The 19,448-nt window shown below is 58.6% G+C and carries 22 protein-coding genes and 1 pseudogene; 16 read left to right on the top strand and 7 right to left on the bottom strand.

The genetic code is table 11. The features are described from left to right. Positions 1 to 336: 336 nt before the first annotated feature. Complete coding sequence (locus GGQ73_RS04925; protein ID WP_174152351.1) at positions 337 to 633, top strand: hypothetical protein; 297 nt, start codon at positions 337 to 339, stop codon at positions 631 to 633. Between the two features lie 76 nt (positions 634 to 709). On the opposite strand, the gene GGQ73_RS04930 is transcribed toward GGQ73_RS04925, so the two are convergent. Beyond that, a complete protein-coding gene (locus tag GGQ73_RS04930; protein WP_174152352.1) occupies positions 710 to 1,246 on the bottom strand; it encodes a MarR family winged helix-turn-helix transcriptional regulator in 537 nt (178 codons plus the stop codon). A gap of 109 nt (positions 1,247 to 1,355) precedes the next feature. On the opposite strand from GGQ73_RS04930, the gene GGQ73_RS04935 reads away from it, so the two are divergent. The 7 genes from GGQ73_RS04935 to GGQ73_RS04965 all read left to right on the top strand — a co-directional run bounded on the left by GGQ73_RS04935 (position 1,356) and on the right by GGQ73_RS04965 (position 9,044). Next, positions 1,356 to 2,882 (top strand): MDR family MFS transporter, encoded by a 1,527-nt coding sequence (locus tag GGQ73_RS04935; protein WP_183894395.1) that lies wholly within the window; start codon positions 1,356 to 1,358, stop codon positions 2,880 to 2,882. A gap of 85 nt (positions 2,883 to 2,967) precedes the next feature. Continuing rightward, positions 2,968 to 3,978, top strand: a complete 1,011-nt coding sequence (locus GGQ73_RS04940; RefSeq protein WP_183894397.1) for a ligase-associated DNA damage response exonuclease — start codon at positions 2,968 to 2,970, stop codon at positions 3,976 to 3,978. Between the two features lie 5 nt (positions 3,979 to 3,983). Further along, positions 3,984 to 5,606 carry a cisplatin damage response ATP-dependent DNA ligase gene (locus GGQ73_RS04945; protein ID WP_183894399.1) on the top strand — a complete coding sequence of 541 codons (1,623 nt, stop codon included), beginning with the start codon at positions 3,984 to 3,986 and terminating at the stop codon, positions 5,604 to 5,606. Between the two features lie 95 nt (positions 5,607 to 5,701). After that, positions 5,702 to 6,649 carry an alpha/beta hydrolase family protein gene (locus tag GGQ73_RS04950; protein ID WP_174152356.1) on the top strand — a complete coding sequence of 316 codons (948 nt, stop codon included), beginning with the start codon at positions 5,702 to 5,704 and terminating at the stop codon, positions 6,647 to 6,649. Positions 6,650 to 6,737: 88 nt separating this feature from the next. Continuing rightward, on the top strand, positions 6,738 to 7,628 hold the full coding sequence (locus GGQ73_RS04955; protein ID WP_183894401.1) for a L,D-transpeptidase: 891 nt from the start codon (positions 6,738 to 6,740) through the stop codon (positions 7,626 to 7,628). A 193-nt stretch (positions 7,629 to 7,821) separates the two neighbouring features. Further along, complete coding sequence (locus tag GGQ73_RS04960; protein ID WP_183894403.1) at positions 7,822 to 8,559, top strand: L,D-transpeptidase; 738 nt, start codon at positions 7,822 to 7,824, stop codon at positions 8,557 to 8,559. 146 nt (positions 8,560 to 8,705) lie between these two features. Then, a complete protein-coding gene (locus tag GGQ73_RS04965) occupies positions 8,706 to 9,044 on the top strand; it encodes an NINE protein (RefSeq protein ID WP_210290033.1) in 339 nt (112 codons plus the stop codon). Between the two features lie 40 nt (positions 9,045 to 9,084). Here GGQ73_RS04965 and GGQ73_RS04970 read toward each other — a convergent pair whose 3' ends face one another. After that, positions 9,085 to 9,531: a MarR family winged helix-turn-helix transcriptional regulator gene (locus tag GGQ73_RS04970; RefSeq protein WP_286089340.1), complete on the bottom strand. Its 447-nt coding sequence runs from the start codon at positions 9,529 to 9,531 to the stop codon at positions 9,085 to 9,087. Between the two features lie 196 nt (positions 9,532 to 9,727). Here GGQ73_RS04970 and GGQ73_RS04975 point away from each other — a divergent pair, with 196 nt between their 5' ends. From GGQ73_RS04975 to GGQ73_RS22885, 4 genes and pseudogenes are all read left to right on the top strand, one after another. After that, positions 9,728 to 10,150: an organic hydroperoxide resistance protein gene (locus tag GGQ73_RS04975; RefSeq protein WP_183894405.1), complete on the top strand. Its 423-nt coding sequence runs from the start codon at positions 9,728 to 9,730 to the stop codon at positions 10,148 to 10,150. A gap of 105 nt (positions 10,151 to 10,255) precedes the next feature. Continuing rightward, positions 10,256 to 10,639, top strand: a complete 384-nt coding sequence (locus tag GGQ73_RS04980; RefSeq protein ID WP_183894407.1) for an MbcA/ParS/Xre antitoxin family protein — start codon at positions 10,256 to 10,258, stop codon at positions 10,637 to 10,639. Further along, positions 10,599 to 11,363 carry an RES family NAD+ phosphorylase gene (locus tag GGQ73_RS04985; RefSeq protein WP_183894409.1) on the top strand — a complete coding sequence of 255 codons (765 nt, stop codon included), beginning with the start codon at positions 10,599 to 10,601 and terminating at the stop codon, positions 11,361 to 11,363. The genes GGQ73_RS04980 and GGQ73_RS04985 overlap by 41 nt, the downstream gene beginning before the upstream one ends. 29 nt (positions 11,364 to 11,392) lie before the next feature. Then, positions 11,393 to 11,566, top strand: a pseudogene (locus GGQ73_RS22885) (VOC family protein); the annotation flags it as partial. 15 nt (positions 11,567 to 11,581) lie between these two features. Here GGQ73_RS22885 and GGQ73_RS04990 read toward each other — a convergent pair. Continuing rightward, positions 11,582 to 12,478 carry a LysR family transcriptional regulator gene (locus GGQ73_RS04990; protein WP_183894411.1) on the bottom strand — a complete coding sequence of 299 codons (897 nt, stop codon included), beginning with the start codon at positions 12,476 to 12,478 and terminating at the stop codon, positions 11,582 to 11,584. Between the two features lie 121 nt (positions 12,479 to 12,599). Here GGQ73_RS04990 and GGQ73_RS04995 point away from each other — a divergent pair, with 121 nt between their 5' ends. Both GGQ73_RS04995 and GGQ73_RS05000 read left to right on the top strand, forming a co-directional pair. Next, positions 12,600 to 13,322, top strand: a complete 723-nt coding sequence (locus GGQ73_RS04995; RefSeq protein ID WP_174152363.1) for an SDR family oxidoreductase — start codon at positions 12,600 to 12,602, stop codon at positions 13,320 to 13,322. Between the two features lie 12 nt (positions 13,323 to 13,334). Then, complete coding sequence (locus tag GGQ73_RS05000) at positions 13,335 to 13,688, top strand: Atu4866 domain-containing protein (RefSeq protein WP_183894413.1); 354 nt, start codon at positions 13,335 to 13,337, stop codon at positions 13,686 to 13,688. 48 nt (positions 13,689 to 13,736) lie between these two features. On the opposite strand, the gene GGQ73_RS05005 is transcribed toward GGQ73_RS05000, so the two are convergent. Continuing rightward, the gene (locus GGQ73_RS05005; RefSeq protein ID WP_183894415.1) at positions 13,737 to 15,305 is read right to left on the bottom strand and encodes a helicase HerA-like C-terminal domain-containing protein; all 1,569 of its coding nucleotides are present in this window, start codon (positions 15,303 to 15,305) and stop codon (positions 13,737 to 13,739) included. A 215-nt stretch (positions 15,306 to 15,520) separates the two neighbouring features. Here GGQ73_RS05005 and GGQ73_RS05010 point away from each other — a divergent pair, with 215 nt between their 5' ends. Then, complete coding sequence (locus GGQ73_RS05010) at positions 15,521 to 15,913, top strand: DUF937 domain-containing protein (RefSeq protein ID WP_174152365.1); 393 nt, start codon at positions 15,521 to 15,523, stop codon at positions 15,911 to 15,913. Here the strand turns inward: GGQ73_RS05010 and GGQ73_RS05015 are convergent, their stop codons facing one another. Further along, positions 15,914 to 16,342: a winged helix-turn-helix transcriptional regulator gene (locus tag GGQ73_RS05015; RefSeq protein WP_183894417.1), complete on the bottom strand. Its 429-nt coding sequence runs from the start codon at positions 16,340 to 16,342 to the stop codon at positions 15,914 to 15,916. A 103-nt stretch (positions 16,343 to 16,445) separates the two neighbouring features. On the opposite strand from GGQ73_RS05015, the gene GGQ73_RS05020 reads away from it, so the two are divergent. Then, positions 16,446 to 17,204 carry an SDR family oxidoreductase gene (locus tag GGQ73_RS05020; RefSeq protein WP_183894419.1) on the top strand — a complete coding sequence of 253 codons (759 nt, stop codon included), beginning with the start codon at positions 16,446 to 16,448 and terminating at the stop codon, positions 17,202 to 17,204. Positions 17,205 to 17,243: 39 nt separating this feature from the next. Here GGQ73_RS05020 and GGQ73_RS05025 read toward each other — a convergent pair whose 3' ends face one another. Together GGQ73_RS05025 and GGQ73_RS05030 are read right to left on the bottom strand one after the other, a co-directional pair. Next, positions 17,244 to 18,092 carry an SMI1/KNR4 family protein gene (locus GGQ73_RS05025; RefSeq protein WP_183894421.1) on the bottom strand — a complete coding sequence of 283 codons (849 nt, stop codon included), beginning with the start codon at positions 18,090 to 18,092 and terminating at the stop codon, positions 17,244 to 17,246. 208 nt (positions 18,093 to 18,300) lie between these two features. Beyond that, the gene (locus GGQ73_RS05030; RefSeq protein ID WP_183894423.1) at positions 18,301 to 19,128 is read right to left on the bottom strand and encodes an aldo/keto reductase; all 828 of its coding nucleotides are present in this window, start codon (positions 19,126 to 19,128) and stop codon (positions 18,301 to 18,303) included. Positions 19,129 to 19,448 lie beyond the last annotated feature (320 nt).

Genomic DNA, 19,448 nt, shown 5'->3' on the forward strand with positions numbered 1-19,448 from the left:
ATGGTTGCAGCGAGACCGGGCGTAACGGACCGGTCTTGGGGCTCGTAACCCCTCGATCAACGGCCGGTGTCGGCCGTAATGACACCCCTCAGCCATAACTTTTGTGGCTGAGGCGGTCCTTTGTGACTATATAGCTCCTCTGCCTTTCCTATGGCTGGGGAGGCCCTGACGTATGTCCAAGGCGCAAGCCTAAAGGTCAGGGCGGTCGTTTGATCGCGGCTTACGAACTCCCCGGCCACCAGAGGTCCGTTTCCTCCGGTGGTCGATCTCCCGTTTCAACAAATGGCGACGTGCTGCGCTCTTTCGCTTGAGCACCTCTGCCGATGGGGAAATGCGATGGAATCCTATAGTTTCTGGGCCGATCTCTTACACACCTTCCGCATGATGTCCGATCAGGTGAAGGTGCTCGCGATCTACATGCCCTGCGTCTTCGCGCTGGGCTTTGCGGCGCTCTATCTCTACCATTTGCGCAAGACTAATCCGCCGGTCTGGAAGGAGCCGCAGCCTTACACGCTGCTGCCTCCGGACACGGTAACGCGCCACGAGCAGAGCCTTCCAAGCCTTGAGCGCCTGCGCAGACTGGACGACCGTAGGGCCGAGATGAACGTCGAGCGGGATTTGACGCGGCAATAGGTTCAGACTGGTTTCTGTAGCGCGACTGCGATCTTTAGAGCGTTTCCATTTAACAAAGAAACGCTCTATCCCGTGTCTAGCCGTCTTGACCAGACGTGAGGGCAAGTGGCTGATGGGCATGCCCCAACAGCCGCTTCTCGAAGCGTCCGATGAAACGATCGAACAGACGGGCGAAATCTGCGACATCCTGCTCCGGCCAGTCACCCACGACCTCACCGATGATGCTGATCTTGGCGCTGCGCATTTCGTCCAGAATGCTGTGACCCAGCGGCGTGATATCGATAACGCTGCGTCGCCCGTCTTCTTGCGACGCCTCGCGTTTCAACAGGCCGCGGCCCACCATTTCCGCCACCACGCGGCTGCCGCGCGAGGGGTCAAGCCGCATGGCGTCCGCGATTGAGCCGACGGTCGCCGCCGTCTCCGTGCGGTGGACAATATCCAGCACATCGATATGTGAGAGCTCCAACCCTGGCGCCAGCTTGGCAATGGCCATGCGGCCAATCACGCGACGACCGATCATCAGCCGCATCCGCGTCATCGTCAGGCTGATGCTCAGAACCTCGTCGCTCGCTGTTTTTCCGTCCGGTGTCGAAACTGATACCCGTTCGCTCATGACCCCAATTCCCCGAAATGTCGACGTCTTGTAGCAGACCCATTGAAATGTGTCATTGACATATATGTGCGAAAGTCACATAAATTGGCGATCAATTGTGAGATCTCCCATGGATATGTCCGTTAAGCCTGTGATGCCGCTCGTTCCTGATCGTCGTCGCAGGCTCGTTGTCTTCTTCTTCCTGATGTTTGCCATGTTCATGGCAACGCTCGATAATCAGATCGTCTCCACCGCGCTGCCGACCATTGTCGGTGAGTTCGGTGCGCTGGAGCGCTTCGGCTGGATCGGTTCCGCCTATCTTCTGGCCACGAGCGCCGTCATGCCGGTCTACGGCAAGCTGGGCGATCTGTTCGGTCGCAAATACGTCATGATGGCTGCCATCGTCATTTTCACGGTGGGGTCGCTGGCCTGTGGCCTGGCCTGGTCGATGGATTCGCTGATTGCTGCCCGTGTGCTGCAAGGTCTTGGCGGCGGCGGCATCATGGTTTCGATCTTCTCCGTGAATGCCGATCTGTTCGAGCCGCGGGAGAGGGCGCGTTACCAGAGCTATTCCAGCCTCGTCATCATGGCGTCGGGCAGCGTCGGGCCTATTCTCGGCGGGACGATGAGCGATCTGTTCGGATGGCGCTCGATCTTCCTCATCAACCTGCCCATCGGCATTCTTGTTCTGGCAGGTCTCGTCTTCATGCTGCCCTATCGTCGCCCGGAACGTTCACCGAAGATCGATTATCTCGGCGCCGTGCTTCTGGCGCTGACGATCTCCAGTGTCGTCTTGTGGGCTGACAGTTCACAGCTCTTTGGCTCCATCTTTGCCTGGCAAAGCCTTTCTATCGTCGTCTTCGCCGCCATAACAGCGTATCTGTGGGTGCAGGTGGAACGTCGTGCTCCGGAGCCCATCGTGCCTCTGCGCCTGTTCAAGGACAGCACGTTCCCGCTGTTCATGGTCATCTCGCTGGTCAGCGGCGGCCTGGGAATTGGGATGGTCAACTATTACGCCCTGTTCCTGCAAACGACGACCGGTCTGTCACCATCGTCCGCTGGCCTGTTCTTCATTGCCGTCACCGGCGGCATCGTCATGGGATCCCTGACGGCGGGTCGCCTGATCTCGGTGACCGGCAGCTACAAGATATTTTCTGTCATCAGTCTCAGCATCGCCGTGATGGCCATGCTCGCATTTTCGCAGGTTCATGCGGGGACGCCCCTTCCCATCATCGCCATCATCATGTTGGCACAAGGTCTTGGGGTTGGCCTCGGCCAGCAGGCACCGATCATCGCGGTTCAGAACTCCGCGCCGAAGGCCGATATCGGTGCGGCGAGCGGTGCGGTGTCGTTGACCCGGATGGGGGGCGCTGCCATCGCCATTTCGATTTACGGTGCAATCGTCTCTTCCTATCTAAAGGGTGTCTCGGTCGATATCCCCGGTGTCGGCAAGATACAGGAATTGACGCCGAAAATGCTCTCCGAGCTTCCCGCCGCTTCCCAAAGCGCAGTCGCCAACCTGTATGCTGGTGCCTTTACGCCGCTGTTTTATGCAGCGGCCGCCACGGCCGCCATAGGTCTCGTCGCGGCTCTGGCGTTGAAAAACGTCAAGCTTCCGGCCGCAGCCGTCGAAAAGCCAGCCGCCTCCGTGGAGTAATACGCTGGCTGAAACTGGTGCGGTTTGAGGAACGGGTTGAGGGGGCCGCGCGTTCTGACAGTCCACGCCGCAGCCGATAGTGCACATGAAGCCAGAGAAATTGCTGAGCCCCACGCCAAAAGGGCTGTATTGCCCCGTTGGCGATTTTTACGTCGATCCCGTCAGGCCCGTGCCACGGGCGCTGATCACCCATGGCCATTCGGACCACGCCCGTGCGGGCCACGAGAAGGTTCTGGCGACCCGCCAAACGCTCGATATCATGCGCATTCGCTACGGGGAGGATTTCACCGGCAGCGAGCAGGCTGTCGGGTTCGGTGAAACGGTGGAGATCAATGGCGTCACAGTCGGTTTCCACCCGGCGGGACACGTGCTGGGTTCGGCGCAGATCTCCATCGAACATGGCGGTATCAGGATTGTCGCGTCGGGTGATTACAAGCGTGGTATCGATCCCACCTGCGCTCCCTTCGAGCCCGTGCCGTGCGATGTCTTCATCACCGAGGCAACGTTCGGTCTGCCCGTCTTCCACCATCCGAAACCTGCCCACGAAATCGCGAAACTGCTGACCTCGATCAGGCAATTTCCCGAGCGGACCCACCTCGTCGGCGCATATTCGCTCGGCAAGGCGCAGCGGGTGCTGCGGCTGTTGCGCGACAATGGCTACCGCGAACCGGTCTACATCCACGGCGCTCTCGCCAAGCTGTGCGACTATTACATCTCGCAAGGTATCGACCTTGGAGACCTACGCCCTGCAACGTTGGAAAAAAGCAATCCCGAGCAATTCAAGGGCGCGATCGTCGTCGGCCCGCCCTCGGCCTTTCAGGAGAAATGGGCCCGTCGTTTCAACGAACCGCTGATCTCCTTCGCATCTGGCTGGATGATGGTGCGCCAGCGCGCCAAGCAGGGCGGCGTCGAACTGCCGCTGGTCATCTCCGACCATTGCGATTGGCCCGAACTGCTGGAGACGATCAGGGAGGTCGCGCCGTCGCAGGTCTGGGTGACGCATGGTCGCGAAGAGGCGCTGGTGCGCTGGTGCGAATTGCAGGGTATTCCAGCCCGGCCGCTGCATCTGGTCGGCTACGAAGATGAGGGGGACTGATTTCTGTGAAAGCCTTCGCAACTCTCCTCGACCGCCTCGTCCTCACACCGTCGCGTAATGGCAAGCTCAAGCTGTTGAGCGATTACTTCCGAGATACGCCCGACCCTGACAGGGGCTATGGCCTCGCGGCGATTGCAGGCACGCTGGACCTGAAAAGCGTCAAGCCCGCCATGTTGCGCGAACTGGTGCTGGAACGCATGGACGACGTGCTGTTCCGCTATTCCTATGACTATGTCGGCGACCTGGCCGAGACCATCTCGCTTGTCTGGGATACCAGCCAGACTGACAATCCGCCTGACGTCGAAGATCCGGGCCTTGGCGAAATCGTCACCCTGATGAATTCGCTGGGGCGAACGGAGGTGCGCTCTGCGGTCCGCGATCTCCTCGACAGGCTTGAAACCTCCTCACGCTTCGCCTTCCTCAAACTCGTCACTGGAGGCCTGCGCATCGGCGTATCGGCACGGCTTGCGCGACAGGCCCTTGCGGATTTCGGTGGGCGGGACATCACCGAAATCGAAACGCTGTGGCATGGTCTGGAGCCACCCTATGAGCCATTATTCGCATGGCTGGAAGGCAAGTCCGAGCGTCCTGTCCTCGCCACACCCGCGATTTTTCACTCCGTGATGCTCTCGACGCCCGTGGGCGACAATGACCTGAAAAACCTTGCCCCGCAGGATTTCGTTGCTGAATGGAAGTGGGATGGCATCCGCGTGCAACTGTCCAGATCCGGCGAGACCCGGAAGCTCTACTCGCGATCCGGCGACGATATCTCAGGCGCGTTTCCCGATATTCTCGAACGCATCAATTTCGAAGGCGTCGTCGATGGCGAGCTGTTGATCGGTGGCACTGCCCGCTCCAATATCGCCACCCGCACCTTTTCAGATCTCCAGCAACGCCTGAACCGAAAAACGGTGACGGCCAAGATGCTGGAGGAATACCCGGCCTTTATCCGCGCCTATGACCTTTTGTTCGAAGGCGAGGACGACATACGTGGCGAGGTCTTTCTGAAACGTCGGGAAAAGCTGACGCGCATGATCGAAGAGGCGCCGCACGACCGCTTCGATCTGTCGCCGCTCGTCCCGTTTTCCAGCTGGGATGAGCTGGAAACCTTGCGGAAAGCACCCCCCGATCCTGTCATCGAAGGCGTGATGATCAAGCGCAAGGACAGCATTTATCAGGCAGGTCGTGCCAAAGGCCCGTGGTTCAAGTGGAAGCGTGATCCCTTCAACATCGATGCCGTGATGATGTATGCCCAGCGCGGTCACGGCAAACGCTCCAGCTATTATTCGGATTTCACCTTCGGCGTCTGGTCGGAAAGCGAAGGCGGAGAGCAGCTGGTGCCGGTGGGCAAGGCCTATTTCGGCTTTACCGATGCGGAGCTGGAAGTGCTGGACAAATTCGTGCGCGACAACACCGTGGAGCGCTTCGGCCCGGTCCGTGCGGTACGGGCCACGCCGCAATTCGGTTTTGTGCTGGAAGTTGCGTTCGAGGGCATCAACCGTTCCAACCGCCACAAATCGGGCGTCGCCATGCGGTTTCCCCGCATCGCCAGACTGCGCGCCGACAAGCTGCCATCGGAAGCGGATCGGCTATCGACGCTCATGGCGATGATCGACGCGAAGTCCTGACAGGTTTCGTTCGCTTTCTCAAAACAGTGAGTGGACAATTCAATCTTGTAGTGGTGAAATTAACCCGCGCTTCATGAAATTTCGGGTCCTCGCACATGGCAGAAACACCTTCGTCTTTTTTCGGTACTGTCTCCCAACAAACCCTGACGCGGCGCACTTTACTGGCTGGGGCGGCAGGGCTTTCCGCAGCGGCTTTGCTGCCGTCTCAGGGGCGTGCGAACCTCGTCATGCCGCAGGTTTTGCCGCTGGCGACGGAAGACTATGCCAATGCACGCCAGCAGTTTCAAACGCACCTGCTGAGGAAGATCGCCGCGCCCGAGAAGTCCACGCCGTTGGGCACGCCTCCGGGTGCGACCCGCGTGACCTATCCGGGTGGACCACATGGTTCCATCGAGTTGGTCGCGTGGCTTTCGCAGTATGAGCCAAGCACCAAGCTGAAGCCTGCGGTTCTGTTTCTCCACGGCGGCAATGCCACAGGCGACGGGCACTGGGCGCTGATGAAGCCCTATTGGGAAGCGGGCTTTGTGGTGTTGCTCCCGTCTTTCCGTGGTGAAAACGGACAACAGGGAAATTATTCCGGCTTCTATGACGAGACCGCCGATGCACTGGCGGCGGCTTCCTACCTCGAAAACCTGCCGGGGATCGATCAGGATCGCCTGTTTCTCGCAGGTCACTCCAATGGCGGCACGCTGTCGCTGCTGGCATCGATGACGCGCAAGTTCCGCGCGTCCGTGCCGATTTCGGCTGGCGTCAATTCGTGGCGGTATTTCAACCGCTACGCCGACGAGATCTGTTTTGACGGCAGCGACGAGCAGGAGTTCGTCATGCGCTCTTCTGTGTGTTTCGGACCGAGCCTCAAATGCCCGACCTTGTTGCTGCGCGGCACGGAGGAGCGCCCGTTCGATGCCGACCACAAGCTGCTGATGGAGCGGGCGCGGTTTGCGGGTATGAAGATCGACAAGATGCTGTTGCCCGGCAACCATAATGGCGTGGTGCCGGGTGCGGTGGTGGAAAGCATTCGTTTCTTCAACCAGTTCGCCTGATACGGGTCGTAACTGGATTTGGCTCCAGCTTCGCGCCAGCCGGGCAGGGCATTGTCGTTAAAACGATGCCTCCTCTTGAAGCGGTTCCATGACTGTACCCTTGAAAACCTGCCGTCGCCTTGTGTCTCTTGCGGTACTTGCGCTGATGCCGCTGTTGAGCGGCTGTCTGTTCGTGACGGATACCAGTCGCATGAACCCGGATGTCTTCGTGCAGGAAACGGCGCCCGTCTTCAACTACAACAATGTCGGCTCCATTCCGCGCCCTCCATTGCCGCCCACGCCCGGCTCGATCAACAGCCGCCCGCCGGACTTGTTCCGTTCGCAGTTCCAGCAGCTGTACGGACCGCCGTCCACGGCCCGGCCAACGGGTTCCGGCCTGTCCCCCGCTTATAGCGACCAGACGCGCGGTTATGGCCTGCCGGTGTCCAACCCGCTGCATCGCGTCATCTATGGTCAGATCAGCGACGAAGGTCACACGTTGCCAGCCATTCCCTATTCGCGGGTCGATTCCCGCTTTCTGCGTCAGGACGTGACCTATCAGACGGCGGAAGCACCGGGTACGATCGTGGTCGATACCAAGCAGCATTTCCTCTATCTCGTTCAACCGGGTGGCAAGGCGGTTCGCTATGGTGTCGGTCTGGGGCGCGATGGTTATGCCTGGGCCGGTCGCGGCAAGATCCAGTGGAAAGCCAAATGGCCACGCTGGACGCCGCCGGACGAGATGGTTCAGCGGCAACCCGAGTTGGCGTCGATCTCGGCGGCCAATGGCGGCATGATCCCCGGTCTCAACAATCCGCTCGGTGCCCGGGCGCTTTATATTTTCAAGGACGGCAAGGACACGCTTTATCGCGTCCATGGCACGCCGGACTGGCAGTCGGTGGGCAAGGCGACATCATCCGGTTGCGTGCGCATGCTCAATCAGGACGTCATCGATCTCTACGAACGCGTCCCGAAGGGCGCGCCGATTGTGGTTATCTGATCACGCATGCCAAGAATGCTGTCCTAAACGGACCATGTTGCTGTCGGGAAACTGGTCTTTAGGGATGTATTAACTACTATGGCCATACCTGAACAGTCGTGGAACAAACGATGTACAGCGAGATTGTAGGATGGTTCCGCAGCCCCGCGCAACATCCGCCCCAGTCGCTTCGATGTGAGAAAAAAACGGCCTTATGATGAGCACCGACACAGATCTTTCCAGACGTACCTTCCTTTCCCTCCTTGGCCTTTCCTCTGCGTCGCTTCTGGCGGGCTGCGCTTCTTCCGGCGTCCGTCCCTACAGCAGCGTGCAGCCGGGTAGCCTTGCAGGCAATATCGCAGGCGATTTCCGCTCGATGTTTGCAGGTGGCATTTCCGATGCCGAGCTTTCCGTCATGTACGGGACGGTTGAAGATGGTGGCTACGTCATTCCCGCCATTCCCTATCAGAAAATCGACCGTCGTTATTACCGTCAGCGCGTGGTTGATCCCACCGGCGAACCAGCTGGCACCGTTGTCGTGGATACGCGCTCGCGCTTCCTCTATGTCGTCGAGCCCGGCGGCTCCGCCATGCGCTACGGCGTCGGCATCGGTCGCGAAGGCTTCGCATGGTCGGGCGAAGGCGTCATCCAGTGGCGTCAGAAGTGGCCGAAGTGGACCCCACCGGACGAAATGGTGGCTCGCCAGCCGGAACTGACCAAGTTCTCCTCCAAGAATGGCGGTATGCCACCGGGCCTGAAAAATCCGCTTGGTGCCCGCGCGCTCTACATCTTCCAGAACGGCAAGGATACGCTTTACCGTTTGCATGGGTCTCCGGAGTGGAGCTCCATCGGCAAGGCCGTGTCATCCGGCTGCGTACGCCTGATGAACCAGGACGTGATCGACCTCTACGACCGTGTGCCGAACAAGGCGCGGGTTGTGGTTTGGCAGTAAGCCGATCCTATGACATGAACGAAGGAGCCGCACACAGCATGATGTCTGCGGCTTTTTTGTTTCTTGTCATCAGTTTCAATTTTTGATTGATTTTTTCGTCTCAGGAACGGTAACTCTTAGCCATTTGCAGCTTGAGGGTTCAGAGATTGGTCAGCATTCCAAAAATTTCCGGTCGTGTCTCCCAGGGAACCGCTCCAGTGCAGCCTGTCATAAAGGTGGTCGACCGCAAGGTCATGTGGGTGGCCTATGTGATGGCGATCATGGGCGGCGGGGGAATGCTGGGGCTGCATCGATTTTACCTCGGTTATACGCGATCTGCCGTATTGCAACTGCTGTTTGGGATCTGTGCTTTTCTGCTTCCGGCGGTACTGAACCTGTTCGATGTGGCTTACTTTATGGCGATGATCGCTGCGGGATGGGTGCTGGTCGATCTCTTTCTTATCCCGATGATGGTTCGCGCTGCCAACAGCAGAGGGAATGCTTGAACACGCGGTGACTGACAGCCCGCCGACCGCTCTGGCATTTTTACTCTTTAACCAAACTCTCTTTCAACGCGTTCAGTCGATCACGAAGCTGCCCCAACTCATCGAGGGTACATCCCGTCGCCTCTCCAATCGAGCGCATGACATCCGTCGCCTTCGTCTTCAACTCCGCCCCTTCGCCCGTCAGCGCGATCATCACCTGACGCTCGTCCACCGTACCGCGTTTGCGGGTAATCAGCCCCGCATGTTCCAGCCTTTTGAGAAGGGGGGAGAGGGTACCGGAATCCAGGCCGAGCATTTCGCCCAGTGTTTTGACGGTGGCGGTTTCTTTTTCCCACAGCGCCATCATGACGAGATATTGCGGGTAGGTGAGGCCCAGCGGCTCAAGCAGAGGTTTATAGGCACGGTTGAACGCATGTGACGCGCCATACAGCGCAAAACATATTTGCAGGTCCAGCCTCAGAAGGCTTTCCATCGTTCCGTCGTCCATGTGTGGGCTCCAAATATGCGGCTGGAGAGGGAACAATTTATCCCGTCACTCGGTTCCTGCCACATGCAAAAGGCAACGCAATCTTTCAAATTGTTATGTCAGAGATCGAAAAATATCTCAATGCGCAAAATTATATTGCGAACAATTTAATTGTGAGCTATATGATCGTCAACATCAACCGAAGGAAGTGAATGACATGGCTATTCTCTATACAACACAGGCATCCGCAACAGGCGGCCGTGCAGGCAACGCCAAGTCCGAGGACGGCGTTCTGGACGTCACTCTGACAGTTCCAAAGGAACTCGGCGGCGACGGCGCAACCGGCACCAATCCTGAACAGTTGTTTGCAGCCGGCTACTCCGCCTGCTTTCTCGGCGCGTTGAAGAACGTTGCCGGCAAGGAAAAGGTCAAGATTCCAGAAGACACCAAGGTCACCGCAACTGTCGGCATCGGCCCACGGGACGATGGCACCGGCTTTGGCATTGAAGTGTCGCTCAAGGTGAATATCCCCGGTCTCGACAAGGACGTCGCTGATGACCTGATCCAGAAGGCGCATATCGTATGCCCTTACTCGCATGCGATGCGCACCTCCACTGAAGTTCCTGTTTCTGCTGCATAATCTCGTCCCCCCGATGTGCGACACGGCAAGGGCTGGCGTCATCGCCAGCCCTTGTTGCTTTCAGAAAGAAATTTGCTATATTCTTTCCAAGGAAAGGATTTGCGCATGAATATCCAGGTCAAACCCTCTTTCGACGCGGCGGAGCAGGGTCGTGTCGTGACGAAGGCTGTGGTCTCTGCTGCAGACAGGCTGGGCCTGAACGCGGCCCGTGTGGCGGATGTTCTGGGGGTTTCAGCCCCGACCGTTTCGCGCATGAAGCGGCTTGATTTCATTCTGGAGCCCGGTAGCAAAGCGTTCGAACTGGCGGTTCTGTTGATCCGGGTGTTTCGCTCACTCGACGCCATCGTCGGTGGCGATGACGGGGTGGCGCGTGGCTGGATGCGAAACCACAACGAAGCGCTTGACGCAGTCCCTGCGGAGAAACTCACAACCATTACCGGATTGCTCGATGTCCTTGCCTATCTGGACGCCAGACGCGCTCCAATCTGAAAAACGCACCGTATCAGGCCATTGGTGGCGACTTGTGGAGGCGCAGCATCAGGTCTCCACGATGAAGCTCGTCGACACCGTGGATGAGCAGTCGCTGCTGGAAGATATTCTGGAAGACAGCAAACGCCGCTTTCCGCCAGAGTGTGCGGGCCTCGATTATCTGCTGGCCACACCCTTTCGCTACGATGCCGCCTATCCCCATGGTTCACGCTTTCGCCGGGCAGGTTGGACCAAGGGCGTCTATTACGCCTCGGCCAGAGTGGAAACGGCGCTCGCCGAAATGGCGTTCTATCGCCTGTTGTTCTATGCCGAATCTCCTGCCACGCGACTGCCCGCAAACGCGGCGGAATACACCGCCTTTTCCGCTGAGATCGGCACGCGTTCTGCCATCGATCTGACCCAGCCCCAGCTGTCGGGCAACGGTGCGGCCTGGACGCATCCGACGGACTACGCGCCTTGTCAGGCCTTGGCGGACACAGCGCGGGCAGCGAATGTGGAGGCCATCCTCTATCAGTCCGTGCGCGATCCCCATGGCGGGCTCAACATGGCCCTTCTCACGCCGCTCGCCTTTGAAAAGAAGCAACCGGTGGAGCGGATCAACTGGCGTATCCGGCTGGCGAAAACCGGCATTCAGGCGCTGTGCGATTTCCCGATGCAGCGCATTGGTTTTGCCGCGGACGATTTTGCGGGAGACCCGCGCATCGCAAAAATGTTGAGCGCCTAGCCCAGGCTGACCAAACCCGGCCGTAGACGCTCTGTATCTGGGGTTATTGCTTCAATGTCGATGGCATCGAAGCCACCACCATCCGCGTCAGCACCGGTGACGGCAAGGTCGTCAACGGCCCGATGGAGGTTCCGGGCGGCAGCTGGATCGTCAACTGCCGCCCGGATGGGGCCTGTTTCTCGCTGGTTTCTCCAGCAAAATGAGGTGAGGGGCGGGGATCACCCACCCCTTGGCAGCCGCACATGGTCGATGAAGGCGCGAAGCTTGGGTGCCAGATTGCGGCGGCTGGGGTAGTAGAGATAGAAGCCCGCGAAGCTGTGGCAATAATCTTCGAGCATCGGCACCAATTGTCCACGCTCGATATAGGGTCGAAACGTTTCTTCCATTCCAAAGGTAATGCCAGCCCCCGCGCAGGCGAGCTTGATCATGAGCTGCATGTCGTTGGTGGTAAATTCCGGCTGAACCGCCACGGCAAATTCACGGTCGTTTTCCGCAAATTCCCAGCGGTATGGCGCAACGCCGGGGCGCGGGCGCCAGCCGATGCAGCTGTGGCCAATGAGGTCTGCGGGGTGGGATGGCACACCGTTACGGTCTCTATAAGCGGGCGAACAGACCGGAAGCTGGCGCTGCTCGACCGATACGGGCACGGCGATCATGTCCTGTGCAATCAATTCGCCCAGCCGCACGCCCGCATCATATCGCTCAGTCACGATATCGAACTCCTCATCGGTCACGATGATATCCAGCTGAACATCCGGATAGGCCTGCGCAAAGCTGGCAAGCAGCGGGCCGGAGAGAAACCGTTCTGCAATTGACGACACAGCCAGCCGCAATTGCCCGCGCACGGTCCCGCCGAGTGACGAGGTGACGCGCGCTGCCTGGGTGATATTTGCGATGGATGGAGACACCTGCGCATAGAGGTTCTGCCCCGCTTCCGTCAGGCTGACACTGCGGGTCGTGCGCTGCACCAGCGCTATTCCCATCGTTTCTTCCAGCTTGCGGATGGTCTGGCTGACAGCGGACCGGGTCACGCCCAAACGATCAGCGGCAGCGCGGAAATTACGCTCTTCTGCGACCATGCAGAGAATCGAGAGAGCATTGAGATCGATGTGCATTGGTTAGATTTTTTATCCATCGAAGTTAGAACTGAGCCAGTTATCACGACAATGCCACTGAACTATCTTCTTCGCAACAGCACCGACCGGACACGGCGCGCTGGGAAAAAGGAGATAAATCATGGTATTGAACAAAGTCGTTCTCATTACAGGTGCATCGAGCGGTATTGGCGAAGGCATTGCGCGCGAACTGGCCGTTGCGGGCGCAAGACTCGTCATCGGCGCACGTCGCATGGACCGTCTGGAAACATTGGCGAATGAGCTTCGCCAGTTGGGCGCTGAGGTCGTTCCCCACTCCCTCGACGTGACGGACCGGGAAAGCGTGGCAGCCTTTGCGGATGCGGGACGCAAGGCATTCGGCCACATCGATGTCATCGTCAACAATGCCGGCATCATGCCGCTGTCGTTGATGTCATCGCTCAAGGTCGATGAGTGGGACCGTATGATCGACGTCAACATCAAGGGCGTGCTTTACGGCGTTGCCGCCGTGTTGCCGGAGATGACCAGCCGGAAATCCGGCCAGATCATCAACATCGCCTCCATCGGTGCGCTTGCGGTATCGCCAACGGCAGCGGTCTATTGCGCCACGAAATTCGCGGTGCGTGCCATTTCCGATGGGCTGCGTCAGGAAAACAAGGACATCCGCGTGACCTGCATTCACCCTGGCGTGGTGGAAAGCGAGTTGGCCAGCACCATCACCGACCCCGCTGCTGCGGAACTGATGAAGGGTTATCGCGCCATCGCGCTGAAACCCAACGCGATCGGTCGCGCCGTGCGGTTTGCGATCGAACAACCTGATGATGTCGATGTCAACGAAATCGTCGTTCGCCCGACCGCTGCGTGATGGGAGCAATCGATGAACATGGTCTCGACCTCGGTTGCCATCGCACTGGCAACCGCCGCCATTGATGGCATTTCGCCCGCAGCCAACTCCATGAGAAAGGTACAGATGACGAACTCAACATCCCAAAACCAGATGCACCCCTATCTCGGCATGTGGGTGACAGGCGACGGCCATATTCGCCAGGAACTGTTGCTGAATGGACGGTATGACGAAGCGCGTGGCAACCGAAAAAGCGCCTATCAGGGCCGCTATGAGATCAACGGCAATCATATCGACTATTGGGACGATACGGGCTTTACCGCAGACGGCGAGTTCGTGGATGATGTGTTGTATCACGGGGGAATGATTTTTTATCGGGAGCGATGATCTCTTCACCGTCACCCCGGCTCACGGCCGGGGTTACAGAGGGGGCGCCTACCGTCGCAAACTTCCCAAGATACCTCGCACCAAGGCGCGCCCGACCGAACTTGCAACCGTGCGGGCGGCGCTCTTCATCGCCGCCTCGATCACCGTTTCGCGCTGATAGCCGCCAGCCTTGCGTTTCGTTCCGGTGGTGGAAGCCTGTGTCGGCTCCTCGTCATCGCCAAAGCCCGGCAGCTTCCAGCGGCTGGAGGCGCTGTCGGCCGGTTGGTTGGCCTGTTCTTCGGCGGCCCGTTTGGCTGCTTCTGCATCGGCAGCCTTCTGGGCACGGGCGGCCAGCAGTTCGAAGGCGGATTCACGGTCGAGGTCGGTGTCGTAGACCCCGGCAACCGGGCTGGTGCTCATGATGCTGCGGCGTTCGTCGTCGCTGACGGGACCGACGCGGCCCGAGGGTGGGCGAACCAAGGTGCGCTCCACGATGGAGGGTGCGCCCTTGTCGCCGAGCGTCGAAACCAGTGCTTCCCCGGTGCCGAGCGTGGTGATGGCGTCTGCCGTGCTGAAGGCCGGGTTCTGGCGGAATGTATCGGCGGCGGTTTTGACGGCCTTCTGCTCACGCGGCGTATAGGCGCGCAGCGCGTGTTGCACGCGGTTGCCAAGCTGCGCCAGAACGGTTTCCGGCACATCCAGCGGGTTCTGCGTCACGAAGTAAACGCCGACGCCCTTGGAGCGAATGAGGCGCACGACCTGCTCGACGCGCTCCACCAGCACGCGCGGCGCATCGTTGAACAGCAGGTGCGCTTCGTCGAAGAAGAAGACAAGCCTGGGCTTGGCGGGATCGCCGATTTCCGGCAGCTCCTCAAACAGTTCAGACAGCATCCACAGCAGGAATGTGCCGTAAAGGCGCGGGTTCATCATCAGCTTGTCGGCGGCCAGGACCGAGATCGTGCCGCGTCCGTCAGGCGTGATCCGCATGATATCGGAAATCTTCAGCGCCGGTTCACCGAAGAAATGTTCGGCCCCCTGTTGCTCCAGCACCAGAAGACCGCGCTGTAGCGAGCCGACCGAGGATTTGGAAATCAGGCCGAATTGGCTGGAAAGCTCAGACGCGTGTTCGCCCATATAGTTGAGCAGCGCCTGCAAGTCCTTGAGATCCAGAAGCGGCAATCCCCCCTGATCGGCAATCTTGAAGGCGATGTTGAGGACGCCTTCCTGCGCTTCGGACGCATCCATCAGGCGCGCCAGCAAAAGCGGCCCCATTTCGGCGATGGTGGCGCGAACACGGTGGCCTTTTTCGCCGTAGAGGTCCCAGAAGATGACCGGAAACTGCTCGTAGGACAGGTCGGTGAAACCGATCTGTTCGGCTCGCTTCGTGACCCAGTCCTTGGCCTCACCCCTTGCCGCAATACCGGACAGGTCACCCTTCACATCGGCGCAGAAAACGGGCACGCCCGCCTTGGCAAAGCCCTCGGCCAGAACCTGAAGCGAGACAGTCTTGCCGGTGCCGGTGGCGCCGGTGATGAGGCCGTGGCGGTTGCCGAATTTCAGATCGAGATATTCGCCCTTGTTCAGGCTGTCGTCTGCGTTGCGGCTTGTGCCGATATAGAGCTTTCCGTCCTGCAACATCACGCCAGTTCCTCCGGTCAAACGGGCATGCGATGCCCTTTGTCTAATATTTGCAATAGTCTTATAGGAACTGGCTGTGCGCTCAACAACTGTTTGATAAGGTTGTTGAAGCGGCCTGCCAAACTTGGACGCGGCGCGATTTCCCACCTTGTGTCCAAACTTCAGTTGTTTTACGTTGACGTTAACGTCATTTATTCGTTTTCAGGAGGAACACTATGAGCGAGATCGTTACGCAGATTGCCGACAAGGTTGGTATCGAACATGACAAGGCCGAAAAGGCTTTGGGCATGATGTTGGGCTTTCTTCAGCGCGAAGCGGATGATGCGCCCGTTGCCAGGATGATCGAAGCCATTCCCGGCGCGCCTGATCTGGTTGCCCGTTTCAACGGTGAAGGCCAGGGCGGCGGCGGTCTGCTCGGCGGTCTGATGAGCGCCATCGGCGGCGGCGGCATCATGGGTCTCGGCCAGCAGCTGATGAGCCAGGGCCTCGGCATGAGCGAAATCTCCGCACTGGCCAAGGAAACCATCGCCATCGCCCGCCAGCATGCAGGCGACGAGACGGTGGATCAGGTCATCGCATCCGTTCCGGGTCTGAGCCAGTTCGCCTGATTACATGTCAGGGCGCGGTGTGTGTTCCTTGAACGCTTTCCGCGCCTTTTCTATATCCGCATGGTGGGTCTCGGCCCAGATCCACACGCCGCAAAAGGCACTGCCGAGACTGTTACCCAGCGCCGTCAGGCTGTAATCCACATGCGGTGGTATGACGGGGTGGATGACACGCTTCACCAGCCCGTCGCATTCCATCTGCCGCAGCGTTTTCGTCAGCATCTTCTGGCTGATACCGCCGACCTGGTGGCCGATCTGCGTGAAGCGCAGTGTGCCCTTCTGCTCCAGAAGTTCCAGAATAAGCATCGTCCACTTGTCCGCGACCTTGGCGATGATGTCACGCACCAGCACCTCGATAACCGGGTCGGTCTCTTCCGGCGGCGGGTATTGGCGTTTTTCCTCGGTGGTTTTATCGGCCAGATGCCTTTTCATCCCGACACTCTCCGTTCGGTCAGTATAAATCTTTCGGGTGCCTACTACCCTTTAGGAGACATCCTACTTACGTTTTGGCTCAGCAACAAGGAAGGGTTCTCCCATGAACGTCACAGGCAACACCATTCTCATCACAGGCGGCGGTTCGGGCATTGGTCGTGCGCTGGCGGAAGCATTTCACGCGCTGGGCAATCAGGTCATCATTTCCGGTCGCCGTGCGGCGCTGTTGCAGGAGGTCGCCACGGCCAATCCGGGCATGGCCTGGGCCACGATGGATGCGACGGATGCGCAGGGTATCCGTGCTTTTGCCGATAAGCTCATTGCCGACCATCCCGATCTCAACGCCGTCATCAACAATGCCGGCATCATGAAGAACGAGGATATCAAGGCGGCCCCTGATTATATCGATGTGGCGGAAGAAACCATCGCCACCAATTTACTGGCCCCCATCCGTCTGACGGCTTCACTGCTTCCGCATTTCCTGACGAAGCCGAAGGCGACAGTGCTCACGGTCTCGTCCGGGCTTGCCTTTGTGCCGATGGTGGCGACGCCCACCTACAGCGCCACGAAATCTGCCATTCACGGATATTCCATGGCCATCCGTGAACAGCTTAAAGGCACCTCGGTCGATGTCATCGAAATCATCCCGCCTTACGTCCAGACAACGTTGCAGGGTGATCAGCAGGCAACGGACGAACGCGCCATGCCGTTGGACGCCTATATTGCCGAGGTGATGGAGATCATGACCAACCAGCCGGACGCGACCGAGATCGTCGTCGAACGCTGCAAGCCGCTGAGGTTCGCGGCTGAAAACGGCAATTTCGATCAGGTGTTTGGTATGGTGAACGGGATGCACGCCTGAGCGCTGTACAAAAGCCGCACGCCTCATGGGCGTGCGGGACTACGCCGTTAGGCCCAGCCATGCCCGCCACGCCTTGCCGTTTTCCGTCGTCCAGTCAATGACGCATCCGCTAATCGCCGCCAGCCCTTCTTTTTCGACTGTCTGTCGGTCCTTATACGTTTCGTTAAACCTGTCGAAAGCGGCCTTACTCTTCTGTTCATTGGCGAAAATCTCGAGGATGTATATCTCGAAACCAAGGAAGTTGAGGCGGCTCTGCTGGTCGAGGTGGTCCAGCAGGCTTTGACCGAACAGCCATGCCGGTTCGTCTGAACCATCATGAAAGCTGATGAACAGTTCCTCGCCGGGTGATTCCATATCGATCGCGACGATGTCTCCGCCGCCATTGGTGGTGATGGGGAAGCCCCGTTCCATCATATTGGCATAAACGGTGTAATGCGCCCTGGTGCCTTCGTCTTCCGCCTCTGCGGCAGATTGCCGGAAGCTGGTAATCCAGTCATTCCGTGCAGCCCACAGGTCCGCCATCTCCTCAAGATCGATACGGACACCACCGCTGTTGATCAGCGGTTCATTTTTTTCGTCTGAAAACGGCTTTGGCGGCACGAGGTTGTATTTGACGTCGATCAAGCCGCCGGTATCCGACATATGTCCCGGCAAAAGCCAATGCGTGTCGATCCCGCTGCTGCACTCCTTGAAGAAATGCCGCAACGTCTTTGGCAGCGGCCGGCCGATCTTTTGTTCAACGCGAACGAGGCGGCTTTCTTCAGCGGGAGGCTTGATCTTGAAATGCGGTGGCTTGTAAAAGCGCCAGTCGCCTGTGAAGTTCAACTTCAGGGACGCAAGTTGGCACAGCCGGGTCTGATCAACGATCTTGTCCCACTGCGAAGTCATAGTCTGAGACCCTGCCACGCTCGTGCCCGAAAGTCCGAGCGCCGACATCCCGGCCATAAAACCGCGTCGTCCAATAAGACCTGGCATCACCTTGCTCGAGTTGTAATCCAGAGTTGAGCAGCTTAGCGATACCCTTCTATCGCTTCAAGCCTGTTTCCCAAAAAAGCCCGACATCACTGCCGGGCTCTTTGGGTGGTGATCTCTATGATCAAACATCCCATTCCGGTGCCAGATGCCCCGGATTGACGATCCGGCCATCCTTTTTCGCCAGCGCGAAAATCGCCTGCATGTCGTCGCTGGACAGCTCGAAATCGAAGATGTCGTAATTTTCCTTCAACCGGCTTTCTGTCGCCGTCTTGGAAAGTGCGATGATATCGGGCTGCTGGACGGCCCAGCGCAAGGCCACCTGTGCGGCGGTCTTGCCGTGTTTCGCACCGATGTCTTTCAGAACCGCATCGTGAGGCACCTTGCCATCCGCCATCAGATAATAGGCTGTAACGGAAAGACCGTGTTTGCGGGCCGCTTCGATGACATTCGTCTGATCCAGATAGGGGTGGTACTCGATCTGGTTGTTGGCGATGGGTGCGTCAGAAAGCGTCACAGCTTCTTCTGTCAGCGCCACGTTGAAGTTGGAAATGCCGATATTGCGGACTTTGCCAGCCTTGTGCACCGCGTTCAACGCGCCGATCCGCTCTGCCAGCGGCACATCGCTCTTTGGCCAGTGCAGCAATAGAAGATCGACGTAGTCGGTCTTCAGCTTTTTCAAGCTCTCATCGACGGATTTGACGAAATCGTCATGCTTGTACTGATCAACCCAGACTTTGGTGGTGAGAAAAATGTCGCCACGCGCAATACCGGAATTGGCGATCACCTCGCCCACAGAGGCTTCGTTCTTGTAGATCTGCGCGGTGTCGACGTGGCGAAAGCCGAGTTTAAGGGCTTGCGGGAGGATGCGGTGGACATCGTCGTCCGGCATGCGGAATGTGCCGAAGCCGAGAGCTGGAATGTTCGCACCGTTGGCGTTCACTGTGTGCATGGTTTTTCTCCGTTTTTGGGAGTGGGCCCGCAGGGATGCGGGCAGGAAGGTCATGGGGATAAGTGTGTTGGCGGCGGATTTGTTCAAGGCGCAACCGCAACATTCCTCGAATGATAGTAGATCCCGCAGTCCGAAACGCGGAGCGCAACGATGATAACCGGGCCAACACAAAATGCGGGCACCAAGGCCCGCATCCAGACTGCTGACAAACCCCTGGTCACATCGGGGGGGTTATGATTCATTGGGACATGTTGAAGAAACCTGCTCCCGAACAGACGGCTCTCGAGATGGTAACGCTCGACAGCCTGGTCCCGAAGGAT

It is taken from the genome of Rhizobium skierniewicense, from assembly GCF_014196515.1.
GTDB lineage: Bacteria > Pseudomonadota > Alphaproteobacteria > Rhizobiales > Rhizobiaceae > Agrobacterium > Agrobacterium skierniewicense.

Excerpts from the sequence above, each read along its gene's own strand:
- GGQ73_RS04950 (WP_174152356.1), top strand. The coding sequence starts at position 5,702 with ATGGCAGAAACACCTTCGTCTTTTTTCGGTACTGTCTCCCAACAAACC.
- GGQ73_RS04990 (WP_183894411.1), bottom strand. The coding sequence starts at position 12,478 with ATGCACATCGATCTCAATGCTCTCTCGATTCTCTGCATGGTCGCAGAA.
- GGQ73_RS04970 (WP_286089340.1), bottom strand. The coding sequence starts at position 9,531 with ATGGACGACGGAACGATGGAAAGCCTTCTGAGGCTGGACCTGCAAATA.
- GGQ73_RS04980 (WP_183894407.1), top strand. The coding sequence starts at position 10,256 with ATGAATATCCAGGTCAAACCCTCTTTCGACGCGGCGGAGCAGGGTCGT.
- GGQ73_RS05015 (WP_183894417.1), bottom strand. The coding sequence starts at position 16,342 with ATGAAAAGGCATCTGGCCGATAAAACCACCGAGGAAAAACGCCAATAC.
- GGQ73_RS05010 (WP_174152365.1), top strand. The coding sequence starts at position 15,521 with ATGAGCGAGATCGTTACGCAGATTGCCGACAAGGTTGGTATCGAACAT.
- GGQ73_RS05000 (WP_183894413.1), top strand. The coding sequence starts at position 13,335 with ATGAACATGGTCTCGACCTCGGTTGCCATCGCACTGGCAACCGCCGCC.
- GGQ73_RS05030 (WP_183894423.1), bottom strand. The coding sequence starts at position 19,128 with ATGCACACAGTGAACGCCAACGGTGCGAACATTCCAGCTCTCGGCTTC.
- GGQ73_RS04930 (WP_174152352.1), bottom strand. The coding sequence starts at position 1,246 with ATGAGCGAACGGGTATCAGTTTCGACACCGGACGGAAAAACAGCGAGC.
- GGQ73_RS04975 (WP_183894405.1), top strand. The coding sequence starts at position 9,728 with ATGGCTATTCTCTATACAACACAGGCATCCGCAACAGGCGGCCGTGCA.
- GGQ73_RS04940 (WP_183894397.1), top strand. The coding sequence starts at position 2,968 with ATGAAGCCAGAGAAATTGCTGAGCCCCACGCCAAAAGGGCTGTATTGC.
- GGQ73_RS05005 (WP_183894415.1), bottom strand. The coding sequence starts at position 15,305 with ATGTTGCAGGACGGAAAGCTCTATATCGGCACAAGCCGCAACGCAGAC.
- GGQ73_RS05020 (WP_183894419.1), top strand. The coding sequence starts at position 16,446 with ATGAACGTCACAGGCAACACCATTCTCATCACAGGCGGCGGTTCGGGC.
- GGQ73_RS04985 (WP_183894409.1), top strand. The coding sequence starts at position 10,599 with ATGTCCTTGCCTATCTGGACGCCAGACGCGCTCCAATCTGAAAAACGC.
- GGQ73_RS05025 (WP_183894421.1), bottom strand. The coding sequence starts at position 18,092 with ATGACTTCGCAGTGGGACAAGATCGTTGATCAGACCCGGCTGTGCCAA.
- GGQ73_RS04960 (WP_183894403.1), top strand. The coding sequence starts at position 7,822 with ATGATGAGCACCGACACAGATCTTTCCAGACGTACCTTCCTTTCCCTC.
- GGQ73_RS04955 (WP_183894401.1), top strand. The coding sequence starts at position 6,738 with ATGACTGTACCCTTGAAAACCTGCCGTCGCCTTGTGTCTCTTGCGGTA.
- GGQ73_RS04925 (WP_174152351.1), top strand. The coding sequence starts at position 337 with ATGGAATCCTATAGTTTCTGGGCCGATCTCTTACACACCTTCCGCATG.
- GGQ73_RS04935 (WP_183894395.1), top strand. The coding sequence starts at position 1,356 with ATGGATATGTCCGTTAAGCCTGTGATGCCGCTCGTTCCTGATCGTCGT.
- GGQ73_RS04995 (WP_174152363.1), top strand. The coding sequence starts at position 12,600 with ATGGTATTGAACAAAGTCGTTCTCATTACAGGTGCATCGAGCGGTATT.